Genomic DNA, 15,593 nt, shown 5'->3' with positions numbered 1-15,593 from the left:
CGTTTCCGCAGTTTGGTGGGGTACAGTTCTCGGAGTCGAACCACCTTTAAAAGACAAGACAAGGAAAGCTGTATGGCGGACGCAACAGTGCGACGCCCCCGCGCGGGCGCACGCGTTGGCGCGCTCGCCGCGGCGTCCGCGCTGGCAGCCTCCGGTCTTGTGGTTGGGACGGAGGCGCCGGCGGCGGAGCGTCTCGTGGTCAAGCAAGGTGCCCGCATGTTCGTGGGCAACCTCGGAAACGACACCCTCACCGCCTGCACCATCGGCTACAACGACCCTGAGCAGCGCCGCAGCTACACCGCCGGGCACTGCGCAGACAACGGTGACTACGGGTGGCAAACCGGCTCGCTGGTCTACCTCGCCGACAGTAAGGGCCGCGAAATGTCCACCCCTGCCGGCATGATCTACCCGGCCGCCGCCTACTACGGCGCCTCCAACGCCAACGATTGGGCGGTGATCTACTGGTTCAACGGCGTGGAAGTCGGCGCGAACCCCTACGGCGGCGAGTACGTGCCCATCCAGGACCTCGAACCCGGCGAGACCCTGTGCTACCACGGCTACGCCTCCCACGGCGGCACCACCGAAGCCGCCTGCGGACCGTTTGTGGGCATGATCGAGAAAACCATCTACTTCGACGCCCCCGGGATGCCCGACTACGGCGACTCCGGCGGGCCTGTCTACGCGCCGGGCAGCGGGCTCGTCGGCGTGATGTCCGGGGCGAACGCGCTCGTGAACGAAAGAGGCGAGGAGGTCGTCGGCTTTGAGCGCGCCAGCTCTCTGCAAAGCGGCGCGCTTTACGACGACCCCCGCATCGACGCCTTCCTCCGCTCCCACCTCGCTGCGACGACAACGCCGCCCTCGCCAAGCAAAAAATCGCCGGCGGCGCCGTCCCCGGTGCGCAGCACGGTGGTCACCCCCGTTGCGGAGGTCACGCGGAAGCCGTCGCCCGCCGTGACCTCCGTGTCGGGCAACACCATCCACATTGCTGGGCCGACGAAACGGTCAGTGGTGATCCCGGCCGCGACGTTGCAGGCGCCGATCCCGGTCGGCGCGGCCACGCCGTCGAGTGTGCCGAGTGAGGCGCCCGTCGTCACGCCTGAGGCCCCGGCGGGGGAGCAGGAGCCAAGCAGCGAGGACACCGCGGAGGAGCCCCGCGACCGCAGCGCCGCCAACGCGCTGCTGATCACCCTCGGCGTCGTGGCTGCCGTGGCGGCGCTCGTGCCGGCGATCGGCTACATGATGGGGCTGATCTGATGAGCAACGTGCTGCTCGGCTGGGTGATGGGCTTAAGCCCCTGGCTGCAGGTGCCCGTGATCCTCACCGCCGCCGCGCCTTTGTGCGCCGCGGCCGGCTACGCGCTGCTGCGCGTTATCGACGGTGTCGACGGCGTCGCGCGAGCCGCGGCCCGCCTGGTTTCCCGCCGCTAGCTCGCGGCGCTAGGCTTACACACCATGGCCAACCCGGAAGAGCTGCGCAAGCAGGATCAGAAGCTGCCCAAGCCGCAGCGCAAGTACCCGCAGTCGCGGGTGACCCAGGTGATGTGGGTGCTTATCGTGCTCGTCGTCGTCGCGGCGATCGTCAGCGCCCTCTAGCGCGAGCGGAGCGAGTGCTAGCGCGCGCTCGCGGCCGCGATGCGCTGAAACAGCGCGACGTCGGGGAGGTCTTCGATGAGGACGGGGGTACCGGAGGCGTCGCAAAGCGGAATGCACCAGTTGGAATACATCTCGCGGTTGGTGCCCGGCTGGTTTTGAATGCGGGTGTCGCCCACCATGTCCACCAGGTTCGTGCACGTCATCGCGGACGGGGTGGAGGCGATAAACCGCGTCAGCCCCTCGACGAGGGCGTCCACGTCGTCGTACTCGCCGAGGTCCCGGTCGAGAAAGTCCACGTCAGCGAGCGGGGAATTGTCGAACGCCCCCTCGGCCTGGGCGGCGGCGAGCACCTGCGAGATCCACACCGCGTCGGTGGCGTTGAGCTCTTCCAGCGACTCTTTGACCAGCCCGAGTTTGTGGCGCAGCGCGTTGTGCGCGCCCTCCAGATAGCCGGCGGTGGGCGGCAGGTCGTGGGTGCCCACGGCGGTCAGCGCCAGGTTGCGGTACTGCTGCGACGGGCGCGGCGCCTCCGGCGGCACGGACTCGAACCACAGCACGGAGGTGCCGAGGATGCCCTTGTCGCGAAGCACGTCTTGCACCCACGGCTCGAACGTGCCCAGGTCTTCGCCCACCACCACAGCACCCGCGCGCTGCGCCTCCAGCACTAACACGCCGACCATGGCTTCGAAGTCGTAGTTCATGTACGCGCCGTGCGCCGGGGTGTCCATTCGCGGCAGCCAGAACAGGCGGAACAGCCCCAAGACGTGGTCGACGCGGATGCCGCCGGAGTGGCGCAGCACGGTGCGCAGCAGATCGCGCCACGGCCCGTAGCCGGCTTCCGCCAGCTGCTGCGGGTTCCACGGCGGCTGCGACCAGTCCTGGCCCTGCTGCGAGTACTGGTCCGGCGGCGCGCCCACAGAGGCGTCCGGCACCAGCACCTCGTGCAACGTCGCCGCGTCGGCGCCGCCGGGGTGGATGCCCACCGCCAGGTCCGTCATGATGCCCAGCCGCATTCCGGCCGCCACCGCGCGCTCCTGCGCGACGCGGCGTTGTTCGTCGGCGATGAACTGCAGCCACATGTAGAACTGCACCAGCTCCTGCGGGTCGCGCCCCGCGTGCTTCGGCGCGCCGTGGTGCTCCGACTCGCTCGCCTTTGCTGCGCACCACTCGGCGAACTGGCGCAGCCCCTCGCCCTCGACCTCGCAGAACAGATCGAAGTCCCGCGTGCGCGCCTCGTCCGCCGCCGAGAGGTAAAACAGGGTGCGCAGCGCCGCGAGCTTCGCGGCGAAAATCCGGTCGCGCTCCAACGGCTGCGCGGTGTGGTTCATCGCCTTGAGTTCCGCAGCAAGCTTCTCGACGTCCCTCCGGTCCCCCTCGTCCAACAGCGCATACTCCGGCACCTGCTCCACCGCGATGTAGATCGGGTTGATAAAGCGGCGGGAGGTGGGCAGATACGGCGAATCCTCGATCGGGGGGACGGGTTCGGCAGCGTGCACCGGGTTGATCAACAGGTAGTCCGCGCCCTCGGCCGCCACCGCCTCGGCAATCGCGCCCAAGTCGTTGAAGTCGCCGATGCCCCAGGACTCCAGCGAGCGCACCGAGTACAGCTGCGCCATCACACCCCACACCGGGTCCTGCACAACCTCGGCGGTGGTGGACAAGGTTGCCGGCACCACGATCAGCGGGCAGACCTCGTCCAAGTTGTCGGACTCCAAGTGCAGCTCGTGGTAGCCGGCGGGCAGGTCGCCGGGCACGTGGAACGTGGCCTCGCCCCACACCACACCGTCGGTGGCGGTAAACGGCGCGGCCCAGTTCTCGTCCTGGTAGGCGTCGCGCGAGGAGCCGTCTTCCAGCCGGATCCAGCAGTGCGCGTAGTGCCCGTCGTGGACGTGCACGTTGAAGTGTTTCTCCGCGCCCTCGGTGGCCACCACGCACGGCGGCATGGGCCTGGTCGCCCAGAACTCCCGGCGGGCGTCGAGGTGGAATTGGAGTTCCTCGTCCGAAGGTTCGTCGTTAAGCGAAAGCCCCAAGGCTCGCAGCAGCTTGATAAACGACTCGGCGGGAGGCTCGGTGAGCAGCCCGTTCGAGGCGCGGTAGGACGTGCCGAAGCCATAGGACTCGGCGAGGGCGTGCAGCAGTTGAGCGTTGGTCACGCCACGCATTGTGCCAAAGCTAGGGCCCGCACGCTGGGGTAGTCTTGGGCACCATGCCTTCAAACGCGCACACCACGGAACTCGGATTCACGCTCAAAGACACGGACACGTGCCTCAGTCGGCTGATTCGCACCTGCGAGCAGAGCCCTCACCTGGTGCTGTACTACCGGCCGCGCAACTACGAGTGGGTCTCCGTCACGGCGGCGGAGTTTTTGGAGGAGGTCTACGAGGTCGCAAAAGGCCTGATCGCTGCGGGCGTTGAGCCGGGGGACCGCGTGGCCATTTTGTCGTCGACGCGCTACGAGTGGTCGCTGGTGGACTTCGCCATCTGGGCCGCCGGTGCCGCCTCGGTGCCGATTTACCCGTCGAGTTCGATGCACCAGATCCAGTGGATTCTGGAGGATTCCGGCGCGAAAATCGCGTTCACCGAAACGCGCGACCACACCCAGCTGATGAGCCCGTTTTTGCTGGACGAGACGGGCAAGCCGAAGTTCGCGGACTCCCCATCAAAGCTCGAGCGCATCTACGAGTTCAACGCCGCGGGCGTGGAGACGCTGAAGTTTGAGGGGCGCGACGTCGAGCAATCGCTTATCGACGAACGCGTGGCCGCCACCCGCCACGAAACCCTCGGCTCCATCGTCTACACCTCCGGCACCACCGGCCGGCCGAAGGGCGTGGAGATTTCCCACGGCAACTGGGCGTACCAGTGCTGGGCGCTGCTGGAAAACGAGATCGGCTCGGTGTCTTTCCCCGGCCAGCGCATGGTGACGTTTTTGCCGTTGGCGCACGTGCTGGCGCGCGCGGTGTCGCTGGCGTGGACGATCTCGGGCGCGACGCAGTCGCACTGGTCCGACACCTCGACGCTGACGGTGGAGCTGCAGCGCGTGCGTCCGAACCTGGTCGTGGGCGTGCCGCGCGTGTTTGAGAAGGTGCGCGAGGGCGCCTACAACAAGGCCGCCGACGGCTCCGCGATTGGCAAGCGCATGTTCTTGGAGGCCGAGAAGGCCGCCATTGAGTACTCGAAGGCGCTGGAGACCGACGAAGGCCCGTCGCGGGTGCAGAAGGCGAAGCGGGCGGTCTACGACAAGGTCGTCTACGGCAAGATCAAGGAGGCCATGGGCGGCTCCGTCTGGTACGGCATCACCGGCGGGTCCGCGATGAGCGCGGATCTGTCGCACTTCTTCCGCGGCATGGGCGTGCCGGTCTACGAGGGCTACGGCCTGACCGAGACCTGCGCGGCGGCGTGTGTGAACAACGCCCACGGCAACAAGATCGGCACGGTGGGCCGGCCGGTCAACGGCTACTCGGTGCGCATCAACGACGACGGCGAGATCGAGTTCAAGGGCCCCGGCGTGTTTGACAAGTACTGGAAGAACCCGGCCGCCACCGAGGAGGCGCTCACGGACGGCTGGTTCAACACCGGCGACCTCGGCGAGGTGGACGACGACGGCTACGTGTCCATCACCGGCCGCAAGAAGGACCTGATCGTCACCGCCGGCGGCAAGAACATCTCGCCCGGCCCGATGGAGGAGATCATCCGCCAGGACCCGCTGATCTCGAACGCGCTGGTGGTCGGCGACGGCAAGCCGTTCGTCGGCGTGCTGGTCACCCTGGACGAGGAAGAGCTCAAGCGCTGGAAGGCCAACCACAACATCCCGGCGAACAAGAAGGTCTCCGAGCTCGCCCAGGACCCGGCGCTGCGCGCGGAGGTCCAGGACGCGGTGAACCTGGCCAACGCCACCGTCTCTCGCACCGAGGCGATTAAGAAGTTCCGCATCCTGGACCGCGACCTGTCCGAGCAGCACGACGAGATGACCCCGACGATGAAGGTCAAGCGCAACGTGGTGTTCCAGCGTTTCCAGGACGACATTGACAAGCTGTATCAGCGCTAGTTCGGCGCGCCTTCCTTCCTCCTTGGGGGCTGTGGCATAGCATGCCAATTTGTCACTTCCCACAGGCGTTTCCAAGGAGGGCTTGCGATGCACAAGACTGCCGCCGTGCTGCGGCACCGCGAGCTCACGCAGGAGATTTACAACATCGGCGACGAGGTGGCGGAGTACACCGAGCACCTCGCTGAGGCCATCGCGGATTACGACGGCGAGCTCACCGAAGACTGCCTCGCCGAGTTCGTGGAGATCGTCGACGATGCCCGCCAGGACGCCCGCCGCGTGGTGGCGGAGCTGATCGGTCTGCGCCAGGCGCTGACCTCGGGCCGCGCCGCCGGCCACCTGTCCGCGGGCGCGAAGCCGGAGGAGCGTATCCCGGAGCCCGAGCTTCTCGACGCCTCCGGCTTGCACGACCTCTTCCCCCTGAAAGCCCCGTTTTCGGTGCATACCATGCAGGACGCGCTGACCGGCCGCACCGACTTGGTGGTGCAGCACTTGGGCGAGATCGTGTCCTACTGCCTGGAACAGACCGACATGGTCGCCCGCGAGCTCGGCGTGGTGTCGCTGCCGCAGATGTACGCCCGTGTCGGCGAGATCGTCGAGGAGGCCGTGGTGGGCTGGGTGGAGACCGTCTGCGTGGACCACCCGGCGTTCGTGCGCACCATGCGCGGGTCCAACCCGCCGGAGTTTTTGGAGGAGCGCGCCCGCATCGACAGGATCGTGGCCAAGGTCGCCGCGAAGCGTTCCCGCCGCGGCGCCTAGCCTTAAGGCCATGGATTCATTCGGCGTTTACGTCCACGTCCCGTTTTGCGCCACGCGCTGCGGGTACTGCGACTTCAACACCTACACCCCAACTGAGGTGGACTCCTCCCACGCCCAGTACTTGGACGCGCTCGAGAAAGAACTCGAGCTCGCCGCCGCGCGCGGCCTGCCCCAAGCCGACACCGTGTTCATCGGCGGCGGCACCCCGTCGCTGCTCGGCGCCGACGGGCTCGGGCGCATCCTCACCGCCATCCGCAACACCTTCGGACTCACAGCAAACGCGGAGGTGACCACCGAGTCCAACCCGGAATCCACCAGCCCCGGCTACTTCGCGGGCCTGCTCGACGCCGGCTTCACCCGCGTCTCCCTGGGTATGCAGTCCGCCTCCACGCCGGTGCTCAAGGTGCTGGACCGCCAGCACACCCCGGGCCGCGCCGTCGCCGCCGCCCGCGAGGCGCGCGCCGCCGGGTTCGCGCACGTGAACCTGGACATGATCTACGGCACGCCCACCGAAACCGACGACGACGTCCGCCGCACCCTCGACGCCATCCTGGCCACGGACGTCGACCACGTCAGCGCGTATTCGCTCATCGTCGAAGACGGCACCGCCATGGCCCGCAAGATCCGCCGCGGCGAGCTGCCCGCGCCCAAGGAGGACGTCTACGCGGACCGCTACGAGATCATCGCCGACACGCTCGCCGCCCACGGCTACGGCTGGTACGAGGTCTCCAACTGGGCCAAACCCGGAGGAGAGTGCCGCCACAACCTCATCTACTGGCGCAACCAGCAGTGGTGGGGTGCGGGCCCGGGCGCGCACAGCTTCATCGGCGCTGAGCGTTTCTTCAACGTCAAGCGCCCCGAGCGATATGCGCAGTTGCTTGCCGACGCCACGCTGCCCATCCAGGACCGCGAAACCATCACCGACGAAGAAGCCCACACCGAGGCCGTCATGCTCGGCCTGCGGCTGAAGGAAGGGATCCCGTCGGGGTGGATCGGGGCGGGGGCGCAGGATGTCGTCGATAGGCATGTGCGCGCGGGGCTGCTTGAGCAAAGCGACAGACTGCGGCTGACAGACAGCGGCCGGCTGCTTGCAGACGGCATCATCACCGATATCCTGGCAGCCGAGTAAGGAGGCGTAATGGGTACTGCGGACCAGCGGCGCCAAGCGGTGCTGCGCGCGATCGTGGCGGACTACATTGCCAGCCAGGAGCCGGTGGGGTCGAAATCCCTGGTGGAGCGGCACAAGATGGGGGTGTCGTCGGCGACGGTGCGCAACGACATGGCGGTGCTGGAGCAGCAGGGCTACATCTCGCAAACCCACGCCTCGTCCGGCCGCATCCCGACTGAGGCGGGCTACCGCGCGTTCGTGGACGCGCTGCACGATGTCAAGCCGTTGAGCGCCGCCGAGCGCCACGCCATTTTGGACTTTTTGGAAAACGGCGTGGATTTGGAGGACGTGCTGCGCCGCTCGGTGCAGCTGCTCGCCCAGCTGACCAACCAGGCGGCGGTGGTGCAGCTGCCCACGCTGACGATCTCGCGCGTGAAGCACTGCGAGGTGGTGGAGCTCACCCCAACAAGGCTGCTGCTCGTGCTGATCACGGACGCGGGGCGCGTGGACCAGCGCAACGTGGAGCTTTCCGCGCCGATCGGGCCGGAGGGGGTGCGGCTGTTGCGCGACCTGCTCAACGAGGCCCTGGTGGGCCAAACCATGCGCGACGCCTCCGATGCGCTTTCTCGCTTATCGACGAAAGCTCCGCCCCACCTCGCCGACCCCACCTCACGCGCCGCAGAAGTGTTGATCACCACGCTGGTGGACGCGGCTCCGGACCGGCTGATCATTGCGGGCTCGTCGAACTTGGTCGTGCCGTCGGGAGGCTTGCAGGGCGTGATTGACGCGCTTGAGCAGCAGGTGGTGGTGCTGAAGCTGCTGGCCGGCGCGCAGGAACTCGAGCGGGTGAGCGTGCGCATCGGGCGCGAAAACGAGGACGAGGAATTTTCACACGCCTCGATTGTTACAACAGCGTACGGCTCGGGCGACGAGGCACTCGGCGGCCTCGGGGTAGTGGGGCCGACCCACATGGACTACCCCGGTACCATGCAAAAGGTTGCCACCGTGGCCCGCTACATCAGCCGCATCTTGCGGGGCGAATAGAAGGGAAGATATGGCTCGCGATTACTACGGCATCCTCGGCGTGGACCAGGAAGCCACCGAGCAGGAGATTAAGAAGGCGTACCGCAAGCTGGCGCGCAAGTACCACCCGGACGTCAACCCGTCCGAGGAGGCGGCCGAGAAGTTCGCGGAGATCGCGGCCGCCCAGGAGGTGCTGCTGGATCCGCAGAAGCGCGCGATCGTGGACCGCGGCGGCGACCCGATGGAGGCCGGCGGCGGCATGGGTGGCGCGGCTGGCTTCGGCGGCGGGGGACTCGGCGACATCTTCGAGGCGTTCTTCGGCGGCGGCGGTGCCCGCCAGCCCCGCTCGCGCGTGCAGCCGGGCAACGACGCGCTGCTTCGCACCGCCATCACGCTCGAAGAAGCCTTCGCGGGTGTGAAAAAGGACGTCACCGTGGACACCGCCGTGCTGTGCGAGAAGTGCCACGGCACCGGGTCGAAGACCGAGGCGAAGCCGGTGCCCTGCGGCACCTGCGGCGGCGCCGGCCAGGTCCAGGAGATGCAGCAGTCGTTCTTGGGCAACGTCATGACCACCCGCGAGTGCCCCACCTGCCACGGCTACGGCGAGGTGATCAAGGACCCGTGCACCCAGTGCGCCGGCGACGGCCGCGTGCGCGCCACCCGCGACCTGACCGTGAACATCCCCGCCGGCATCAATTCCGGCATGCGCATCCGCATGGCGGACCAGGGCGAGGTCGGCCACGGCGGCGGCCCCGCCGGCGACCTCTACGTGGAGGTGCAGGTCAAACCGCACCCGGTGTTCGTGCGCGAGAACAACGACCTGCACGTGCGCCTGACCGTGCCGATGTACGACGCAGCGCTCGGCACCGAGCTGACCGTGGACAACCTTGCCGGTGAGCAGACCACCATCGACGTGCCCGGCGGCACCCAGCCCGGCGACACCATCCACCTGCCCGGCGAGGGCATGCCGCGGCTGCGCGCCGAGGGCGCCGGCGACATGATCGCCCACGTCCAGGTCACCGTGCCCACCGCCCTGACCAACGACGAGCGCGCCGCCTTGACCGACCTGCGCGACGGCCACCCGGACAACCCGGAGGTCCACGTCGAGTCCGACGACCACGGTGACGGCTTCTTCTCCCGCATGCGCGACCGCTTCCGCCGATGAGCCTGCCGTATTTCCTCACCGACGATCCGGCCGCCGGGGTGCTCACCGGCGCGGAAGCCAAGCACGCCCACGTCAAACGCATTGCACCCGGCGAGCACATCATGCTTATCGACGGCCAAGGGTCCACCGCGCTCACCCGCGTCACGTCGGTGGGGGCTGGTCGGGTTGACGGAGTCGTCGAGAAGCAGCAGTTCGTGCCGCAACCCACGCCGCGCGTGACGGTGGTGCAGGCGGTGCCGAAGGGCGAGCGCGCGGAGCTGGCCGTGGACCTGGCGGTGCAGGCCGGGGCCGACCGGATTGTGCCGTGGATTTCGCACCGCACCATCGCGCGGTGGCCGGCGAACAAGCAGGCCAAGCAGGTGGAGAAGTGGCGCGCGCAGGCGCTGGCCAGCGCGAAGCAGGCGCGCCGGGCGTGGGTGCCGGAGGTGCGCGACCCGGTGACGACGAACCAGCTGTCCGCTCTGCTCGGCGCGCTTCCGGCAGGAAGCGCGCTGGTGCTGCACGAGGACGCCACCGACTCCATCCGCGACGTCGACTTCGGCGAGGACGTGTGGCTGATCGTCGGGCCGGAGGGCGGCATCGGCGAGGACGAACTGGAGGTCCTCGGCGCGCGCCCGGTCAAGCTCGGGCCCGAGGTGCTGCGCACCGCATCGGCGGCGTTTGCGGGGCTTTGCGCCATCGGGGCGTTGACCTCCCGCTGGTAGGGTTGGCCCCCATGGAAGAAATGGTGACGCGCAAGGTCGAACTCGACTCGGCGTACGCACAGTCCGTCCTGGGGATCAACGACGACAACCTGCGGGTTTTGGAGAACCAGCTCGGGGTGGGTTTCCACGCCCGCGGCACCGAGCTGACCGTCAAGGGGCACGCGGGGCAGGCGGCGCACGCGCTGCGTGTCGTCGAGGAGCTTGAGTCCATGGCGCGCCGCGGCGTCCCGCTGGGGGTGGACACGGTGATCCAGGCGGTGCGCATCATGGAGGCCGAGGCGCCCGGTGCCGTCGCGGACATGCTGGGCGAGGAGATCATCGCGCGCCGCGGCAAGGTCATCCGCCCGAAGACGGCCGGCCAGCGCGCCTACGTCGACGCGATCGACGACAACACCATCACCTTCGGCATCGGACCCGCCGGCTCCGGCAAGACCTACCTCGCGGTGGCGAAGGCGGTCCAGGCGCTGCAGAACAAAGAGGTCAAGCGCATCATCCTCACCCGCCCGGCGGTGGAGGCGGGCGAGAAGCTCGGCTTTTTGCCCGGCACGCTCTCGGACAAGATCGACCCGTATCTGCGCCCGTTGTACGACTCGTTGCGCGACATGATGGACCCGGAGGCCATCCCGAAGCTCATCGAGGCCGGCATCATCGAGGTCGCGCCCCTGGCCTACATGCGCGGGCGCACCCTGTCGGACGCGTTTGTCATCCTGGATGAGGCGCAAAACACCACCGGCGCGCAGATGAAGATGTTCCTCACCCGCCTCGGCTTCCGTTCGAAGATGGTGGTCACGGGCGACACGTCCCAGGTGGATTTGCCGCGCGGCACTGTCTCGGGCCTGCGCGTGGCGCGCCGCATCCTCGCGGACATCGACGACATTTCGTTCCAGGAGCTCGGCGCCGGCGACGTGGTGCGCCACCACCTGATTTCGCGCATCGTCGCAGCGTACGACCGCCACGACGCGCAGAACGCCCTGCGCTACGAGAAGCGCCAGCAAGCGATCGAGGCCGAGCGGGAAGCGGAGGCGAACCAGTGAGCATTGAAGTCTTGAACGAGTCCGGCGAGGCGGAGGTCAATGAGCAGATGCTTATCGACGTCGCGTCGTTCGCCATGCGCTCCATGGACGTCCACCCCGAAACCGAAGCCACCATCACGCTCGTGGACGAAGCCACGATGGCGGATCTGCACGTACGCTGGATGGACCTGGAGGGCCCCACGGACGTGATGAGCTTTCCCATGGACGAGCTGACCCCCGGCGGCGGCCGCCCCGACGCGGACATGCCGGGTCCGGCGATGCTCGGCGACATCATCCTGTGCCCCGCCTACGACCGCAAGCAGGCGGAGATGGCTGGCCACGACCTGGCGCACGAGATGGCGCTGCTCACCGTCCACGGCGTGCTGCACCTTTTGGGCTACGACCACATCGAGCCGAAAGACGAGCGCGAGATGTTCGCCCTGCAAAACGAGATCCTGGCGGACTGGTACGACGACCTGAAACGCCGCGGCGTGGAGTACCAGCCGAAGCCGACCGGCGCGCACGCCTTCCCGTCGGCCGCGGACCGCGACGAGCTGGACAAGTTGATGCAGCGCAATATTGGCGGCGCCGAGTGACGCTAACCTTCGTCTACGCGGCGGTCACCGTCGCCGCGCTGCTTTTGTCCGGCCTGCTCGGCTCGATCGAGTCCGCGCTGGCGCCGATCTCGCGCGCCCGCGTCGAGGGCATGGTCAAAGACGACACCCCGGGCGCGGAGGCGCTTCTGCGGGTGGTGGACCACCGCGCGAACCACGTCAACACGCTCGTCCTGGTCAAAACGATCCTGGATGTCCTCGCGTCCGTCACCGGTGCGATGCTCGCCATGGACCTGCTCGACTCCGATGGGTGGGCGATCGCGGTGGCGGTGGTCGTCGTCACGCTGCTGCAATTTTCCATCGTCGGGGTGTTCGCGCGCACCGCGGGCAAGCGCAACCCCTACACCATTTCGCTCAAAGCGGCCCAGGGCCTGGGGGTGTTCCAGGCGGTGCTCGGGCCCGTCGCAAAGCTGTTGATTTGGGTTGGCAACCTGTTCCACCCCGGCGAGGACTTCCGCGACGGGCCGTACGCCACGGAGGTCGAGCTGCGCGAGATGGTCGAGGTCGCCCAAGAAAAGGGCGTGGTGGAAACCACCGAGGGCCGCATGATCCAGAACATCTTCGACCTCGCGTCCAGCTACGCGCGACAGGTCATGGTGCCGCGCCCGGAGATGGTGTGGATCGAGGGCGAGAAAACCGCCCGCCAGGCCACCGCGCTCATGGTGCGCTCGGGGCATTCGCGCGTGCCGGTGATCGGGGAGAGCGTCGACGAGATCGTCGGCGTGGCGTACCTGAAGGACATGTTCGACGACCGCGGCACCCCGCTCGACCCCGCCACCAAAATCACCGAGTTCATGCGCGAGCCTCTGTTCCTCCCGGACTCGAAGCCGCTGGACGTGCTGCTCAAAGAAATGCAGCAGTCGAACACACACATCGCGATACTTATCGACGAATACGGCACCGTCGCCGGCCTTCTCACCATGGAGGACCTGCTGGAAGAAATCGTCGGCGAAATCACCGACGAATACGACGAGGACGAGGAAGCCCCGGTGACCGAGGTCGAGCCGCGCCTGTTCCGCGTCCAGGCCCGCCTGCCGCTGGACGATCTGGTGGACTACCTCGCCGACAACCTCGACTACGAGCTGGAGTACCCCGAGGACGTCACCGACAACGTCGACACGGTGGCGGGGCTGTTGTCGTATGAGCTGGGGCGCGTGCCGCTGCCGGGCGCTTCCATTCTCCGCGACGGGGTGCGCTACACCGCCGAGGGCGGCCGCGACCGCCGCGGCCGGGTGAAGACCCGCACCGTGCTGGTCTCCGTCGCCGAGCCCACAGAGCCTCTCCCCAGCGATTAGTCCTACTTTTCGGTATAATTGTGCACGTAAGCAGGTTTTTCACCGAGAGGAGCTTCACATGCGCGCTGTGCGTTACTACGGCCAGAAGGACATCCGCGTCGAGGAGATCGACGCACCGGAGGCAGGCAAGGGCGAGGTGCTCATCGACGTCGCCTGGTGCGGCATCTGCGGCACCGACCTCCACGAGTACCTGGAAGGCCCGATCTTCTGCCCGAAGCCGGGCCACCCGCACCCGATCACCGGCGAGGAGCCGCCGGTCACGCTCGGCCACGAGTTCTCCGGCGTCGTCGCCGCACTCGGCGAGGGCGTGGACGATCTTGAGGTCGGCCAGCACGTCGTCGTCGAGCCGTACGTGCTTCCGGACGACGTCGACCCGAAGGAGCCGGGCCCGTACAACCTCCACCCGGACGTGAACTTCATCGGCCTTGCCGGTGGCGGCGGCGGCCTGTCCGAGAAGGTCGCGGTGCAGCGTCGTTGGGTCCACCCGATCAGCAACGACGTAGCGCTGGACGAGGCCGCGCTCATCGAGCCGCTGTCCGTCGGCCACCACGCATTCGTCGCCTCCGAGGCCGGCGAGGGCGACGTGGTCCTCATCGGCGGTGCTGGCCCGATCGGCGTGCTCACGGCTGCCGTCGCTAAGGCATACGGCTGCACCGTGATCGTCTCCGAGCTGTCCGAGCTGCGCCGCCAGAAGGCCCTCGACGCCGGTGTCGCCGACCACGCCATCGACCCGTCCAAGCAGGACCTCAAGGAAGAGGTGCAGAAGATCACCGACGGCAAGGGCGTCGACGCTGCCTTCGAGTGCACCTCCGTCAACGTCGTGCTTGACCAGCTCGTCGATTGCCTGAAGCTCAAGGGCACCCTGGTCGTCGAGTCCATCTGGTCCAAGAAGGCCGAGCTGGACATCCACGCCGTGGTGATGAAGGAGCTGACCATCCGCGGCATCATCGGCTACGCCCACGACCACGAGCAGACCATCAAGCTCGTCGAGGAGGGCAAGGTCGACCTCAAGCCGTTCATCACCGGCAAGATCGGCTTCGACGGCGTCGTCGACGAGGGCTTCGACACCCTGATCAACCGCAACGAGACCGCCGTGAAGATCCTGGTGTCCCCGGAGCTCTAAAATGCTCGTATGAGCAACATTCTCTCCATCCAGTCCGCTGTCGCGTATGGCCATGTCGGCAACTCGGCAGCGGTCTTTCCTTTGCAGCGCATCGGCCACGAGGTGTGGCCGGTGTACACGGTGAATTACTCCAACCACACCGGCTACGGCGCGTGGGGCGGACCAATCATCCCTGCCGACGACGTCGCCGCGGTACTTAGCGGTATCCGGGACCGCGACGCATTCCCGCTTATCGACGGCATCCTCACCGGCTACCAGGCATCCCCCGAAATCGCCGACGTGATCGTCAGTACCGTGCGCGACATCAAGGCGGAAAACCCCGACGCCCTCTACACCTGCGACCCGGTGATGGGCTCGGCGACGTCCGGTTGCTTCGTCGCCGACACGATCCCGCCGTTGTTTCGCTCGACGATCGTGCCGGCGGCGGACATCATCACCCCGAACCAGTTCGAGCTGGGGTATTTGACCGAGCGCGACGTCACCGACCTTGACTCCACCCTGGCCGCCGTGGACGCCGCCCGCGAGATGGGCCCGTCCACCGTGTTGGTCACGTCGGTTAAGCGCCCGGAGACGCCCGAGGACGCGGTGGAGATGATCGCCGTCGACGATAACGGCAAGTGGATCGTGCGCACCCCGCGCCTGCCGTTCAAGCGCAACGGCTCCGGCGACGTCACCGCCGCGCTGTTTACCGGCCACTACCTCCGCGGCCGCGACGCGAAGGACGCGCTGGCCAAGACGGCGTCTTCGGTCTACGACCTGCTACGCGTGACCCTCGAGGCCGACTCGCCCGAGCTCAAGCTGGTAGAGGCGCAGGACTTCTACGCCAACCCGCAGCTCCAATTCGAGGTCGAGGCCCTCTAGCCGTTTTTGGGCATGCCGAATCGCCCGCCCTTGTGGGGCGGGTTTTCGGTGTGTGGTGGTTAGTCGAAGAGCAGTTCCATCGCGCCTGGGGTGGTCATGGGGATGTTCGTGCCGTTTGGTGCGACCCAGCGGATGCGGGCGTTGGGGTTGTCGATGTAGCCGAACGGGCCGTTTTTGTTGTCGGCGTTGACCCCGTTGTGGAAGGGGCACAACTCGGCGAGGTTGTCCATGTTGGTCATCCCGCCGAAGCGCCAGGCGTTGATGTGGTGCGTCTGGGTGGTCTCCGCCGAGTGC

Annotated in this window: 16 protein-coding genes; 14 read left to right on the top strand and 2 right to left on the bottom strand. The window is 67.5% G+C overall.

The features are described from left to right. Positions 1 to 72: 72 nt before the first annotated feature. The 3 genes from NUW87_RS04970 to NUW87_RS04960 are packed head-to-tail and all read left to right on the top strand — an operon-like array spanning position 73 to position 1,592. On the top strand, positions 73 to 1,254 hold the full coding sequence (locus tag NUW87_RS04970) for a chymotrypsin family serine protease (RefSeq protein WP_269027516.1): 1,182 nt from the start codon (positions 73 to 75) through the stop codon (positions 1,252 to 1,254). Next, on the top strand, positions 1,254 to 1,427 hold the full coding sequence (locus NUW87_RS04965) for a hypothetical protein (RefSeq protein ID WP_269027515.1): 174 nt from the start codon (positions 1,254 to 1,256) through the stop codon (positions 1,425 to 1,427). The genes NUW87_RS04970 and NUW87_RS04965 overlap by 1 nt, the downstream gene beginning before the upstream one ends. Before the next feature lie 24 nt (positions 1,428 to 1,451). Then, positions 1,452 to 1,592, top strand: a complete 141-nt coding sequence (locus NUW87_RS04960) for a hypothetical protein (RefSeq protein WP_239218612.1) — start codon at positions 1,452 to 1,454, stop codon at positions 1,590 to 1,592. Between the two features lie 17 nt (positions 1,593 to 1,609). Here NUW87_RS04960 and malQ read toward each other — a convergent pair whose 3' ends face one another. Further along, the gene (malQ, locus tag NUW87_RS04955) at positions 1,610 to 3,745 is read right to left on the bottom strand and encodes a 4-alpha-glucanotransferase (RefSeq protein ID WP_269027514.1); all 2,136 of its coding nucleotides are present in this window, start codon (positions 3,743 to 3,745) and stop codon (positions 1,610 to 1,612) included. Between the two features lie 53 nt (positions 3,746 to 3,798). On the opposite strand from malQ, the gene NUW87_RS04950 reads away from it, so the two are divergent. The 11 genes from NUW87_RS04950 (at position 3,799) to pdxY (ending at position 15,299) form a co-directional block, all read left to right on the top strand. After that, entirely contained in the window at positions 3,799 to 5,637 is a 1,839-nt protein-coding gene (locus NUW87_RS04950; protein ID WP_269027513.1) for an AMP-dependent synthetase/ligase, read from the top strand. 87 nt (positions 5,638 to 5,724) lie between these two features. Further along, positions 5,725 to 6,393, top strand: a complete 669-nt coding sequence (locus NUW87_RS04945; RefSeq protein WP_269027512.1) for a hypothetical protein — start codon at positions 5,725 to 5,727, stop codon at positions 6,391 to 6,393. A gap of 10 nt (positions 6,394 to 6,403) precedes the next feature. Further along, positions 6,404 to 7,522, top strand: coding sequence for a radical SAM family heme chaperone HemW (hemW, locus tag NUW87_RS04940; protein ID WP_269027510.1), 1,119 nt, complete (start codon positions 6,404 to 6,406; stop codon positions 7,520 to 7,522). A 9-nt stretch (positions 7,523 to 7,531) separates the two neighbouring features. Continuing rightward, entirely contained in the window at positions 7,532 to 8,545 is a 1,014-nt protein-coding gene (hrcA, locus tag NUW87_RS04935) for a heat-inducible transcriptional repressor HrcA (RefSeq protein ID WP_070473635.1), read from the top strand. Between the two features lie 10 nt (positions 8,546 to 8,555). Beyond that, the gene (gene dnaJ, locus NUW87_RS04930) at positions 8,556 to 9,689 is read left to right on the top strand and encodes a molecular chaperone DnaJ (RefSeq protein ID WP_269027509.1); all 1,134 of its coding nucleotides are present in this window, start codon (positions 8,556 to 8,558) and stop codon (positions 9,687 to 9,689) included. Next, positions 9,686 to 10,393 carry a 16S rRNA (uracil(1498)-N(3))-methyltransferase gene (locus NUW87_RS04925; RefSeq protein ID WP_269027508.1) on the top strand — a complete coding sequence of 236 codons (708 nt, stop codon included), beginning with the start codon at positions 9,686 to 9,688 and terminating at the stop codon, positions 10,391 to 10,393. The genes dnaJ and NUW87_RS04925 overlap by 4 nt, the downstream gene beginning before the upstream one ends. Positions 10,394 to 10,404: 11 nt before the next feature. Continuing rightward, positions 10,405 to 11,427: a PhoH family protein gene (locus tag NUW87_RS04920; protein WP_239218625.1), complete on the top strand. Its 1,023-nt coding sequence runs from the start codon at positions 10,405 to 10,407 to the stop codon at positions 11,425 to 11,427. Then, positions 11,424 to 12,002 (top strand): rRNA maturation RNase YbeY, encoded by a 579-nt coding sequence (gene ybeY / locus NUW87_RS04915; RefSeq protein ID WP_194559682.1) that lies wholly within the window; start codon positions 11,424 to 11,426, stop codon positions 12,000 to 12,002. The genes NUW87_RS04920 and ybeY overlap by 4 nt, the downstream gene beginning before the upstream one ends. Beyond that, positions 11,999 to 13,315 carry a hemolysin family protein gene (locus NUW87_RS04910; protein WP_269027507.1) on the top strand — a complete coding sequence of 439 codons (1,317 nt, stop codon included), beginning with the start codon at positions 11,999 to 12,001 and terminating at the stop codon, positions 13,313 to 13,315. Before ybeY ends, NUW87_RS04910 begins: the two co-directional genes overlap by 4 nt. Before the next feature lie 58 nt (positions 13,316 to 13,373). Then, positions 13,374 to 14,438, top strand: a complete 1,065-nt coding sequence (locus NUW87_RS04905) for a 2,3-butanediol dehydrogenase (RefSeq protein WP_269027506.1) — start codon at positions 13,374 to 13,376, stop codon at positions 14,436 to 14,438. A gap of 9 nt (positions 14,439 to 14,447) precedes the next feature. Further along, a complete protein-coding gene (gene pdxY / locus NUW87_RS04900; protein ID WP_269027505.1) occupies positions 14,448 to 15,299 on the top strand; it encodes a pyridoxal kinase PdxY in 852 nt (283 codons plus the stop codon). Positions 15,300 to 15,358: 59 nt separating this feature from the next. Here pdxY and NUW87_RS04895 read toward each other — a convergent pair whose 3' ends face one another. Then, the gene (locus NUW87_RS04895) at positions 15,359 to 15,538 is read right to left on the bottom strand and encodes a hypothetical protein (protein WP_269027504.1); all 180 of its coding nucleotides are present in this window, start codon (positions 15,536 to 15,538) and stop codon (positions 15,359 to 15,361) included. Positions 15,539 to 15,593 lie beyond the last annotated feature (55 nt).

The sequence above is a fragment of the Corynebacterium pilbarense genome, assembly GCF_026930265.1.
In the GTDB taxonomy this organism is placed as follows: Bacteria; Actinomycetota; Actinomycetes; order Mycobacteriales; family Mycobacteriaceae; genus Corynebacterium; species Corynebacterium pilbarense.
This window is presented reverse-complemented; position numbering and strand designations above follow the sequence as displayed.

What these genes read in the sequence shown, in the direction of transcription:
- hemW (WP_269027510.1), top strand. Translation starts at nt 6,404, where the DNA reads ATGGATTCATTCGGCGTTTACGTCCACGTCCCGTTTTGCGCCACGCGC.
- pdxY (WP_269027505.1), top strand. Translation starts at nt 14,448, where the DNA reads ATGAGCAACATTCTCTCCATCCAGTCCGCTGTCGCGTATGGCCATGTC.
- NUW87_RS04925 (WP_269027508.1), top strand. Translation starts at nt 9,686, where the DNA reads ATGAGCCTGCCGTATTTCCTCACCGACGATCCGGCCGCCGGGGTGCTC.
- NUW87_RS04905 (WP_269027506.1), top strand. Translation starts at nt 13,374, where the DNA reads ATGCGCGCTGTGCGTTACTACGGCCAGAAGGACATCCGCGTCGAGGAG.
- NUW87_RS04960 (WP_239218612.1), top strand. Translation starts at nt 1,452, where the DNA reads ATGGCCAACCCGGAAGAGCTGCGCAAGCAGGATCAGAAGCTGCCCAAG.
- NUW87_RS04920 (WP_239218625.1), top strand. Translation starts at nt 10,405, where the DNA reads ATGGAAGAAATGGTGACGCGCAAGGTCGAACTCGACTCGGCGTACGCA.
- NUW87_RS04965 (WP_269027515.1), top strand. Translation starts at nt 1,254, where the DNA reads ATGAGCAACGTGCTGCTCGGCTGGGTGATGGGCTTAAGCCCCTGGCTG.
- hrcA (WP_070473635.1), top strand. Translation starts at nt 7,532, where the DNA reads ATGGGTACTGCGGACCAGCGGCGCCAAGCGGTGCTGCGCGCGATCGTG.
- NUW87_RS04895 (WP_269027504.1), bottom strand. Translation starts at nt 15,538, where the DNA reads ATGACCAACATGGACAACCTCGCCGAGTTGTGCCCCTTCCACAACGGG.
- NUW87_RS04945 (WP_269027512.1), top strand. Translation starts at nt 5,725, where the DNA reads ATGCACAAGACTGCCGCCGTGCTGCGGCACCGCGAGCTCACGCAGGAG.
- NUW87_RS04970 (WP_269027516.1), top strand. Translation starts at nt 73, where the DNA reads ATGGCGGACGCAACAGTGCGACGCCCCCGCGCGGGCGCACGCGTTGGC.
- NUW87_RS04950 (WP_269027513.1), top strand. Translation starts at nt 3,799, where the DNA reads ATGCCTTCAAACGCGCACACCACGGAACTCGGATTCACGCTCAAAGAC.
- dnaJ (WP_269027509.1), top strand. Translation starts at nt 8,556, where the DNA reads ATGGCTCGCGATTACTACGGCATCCTCGGCGTGGACCAGGAAGCCACC.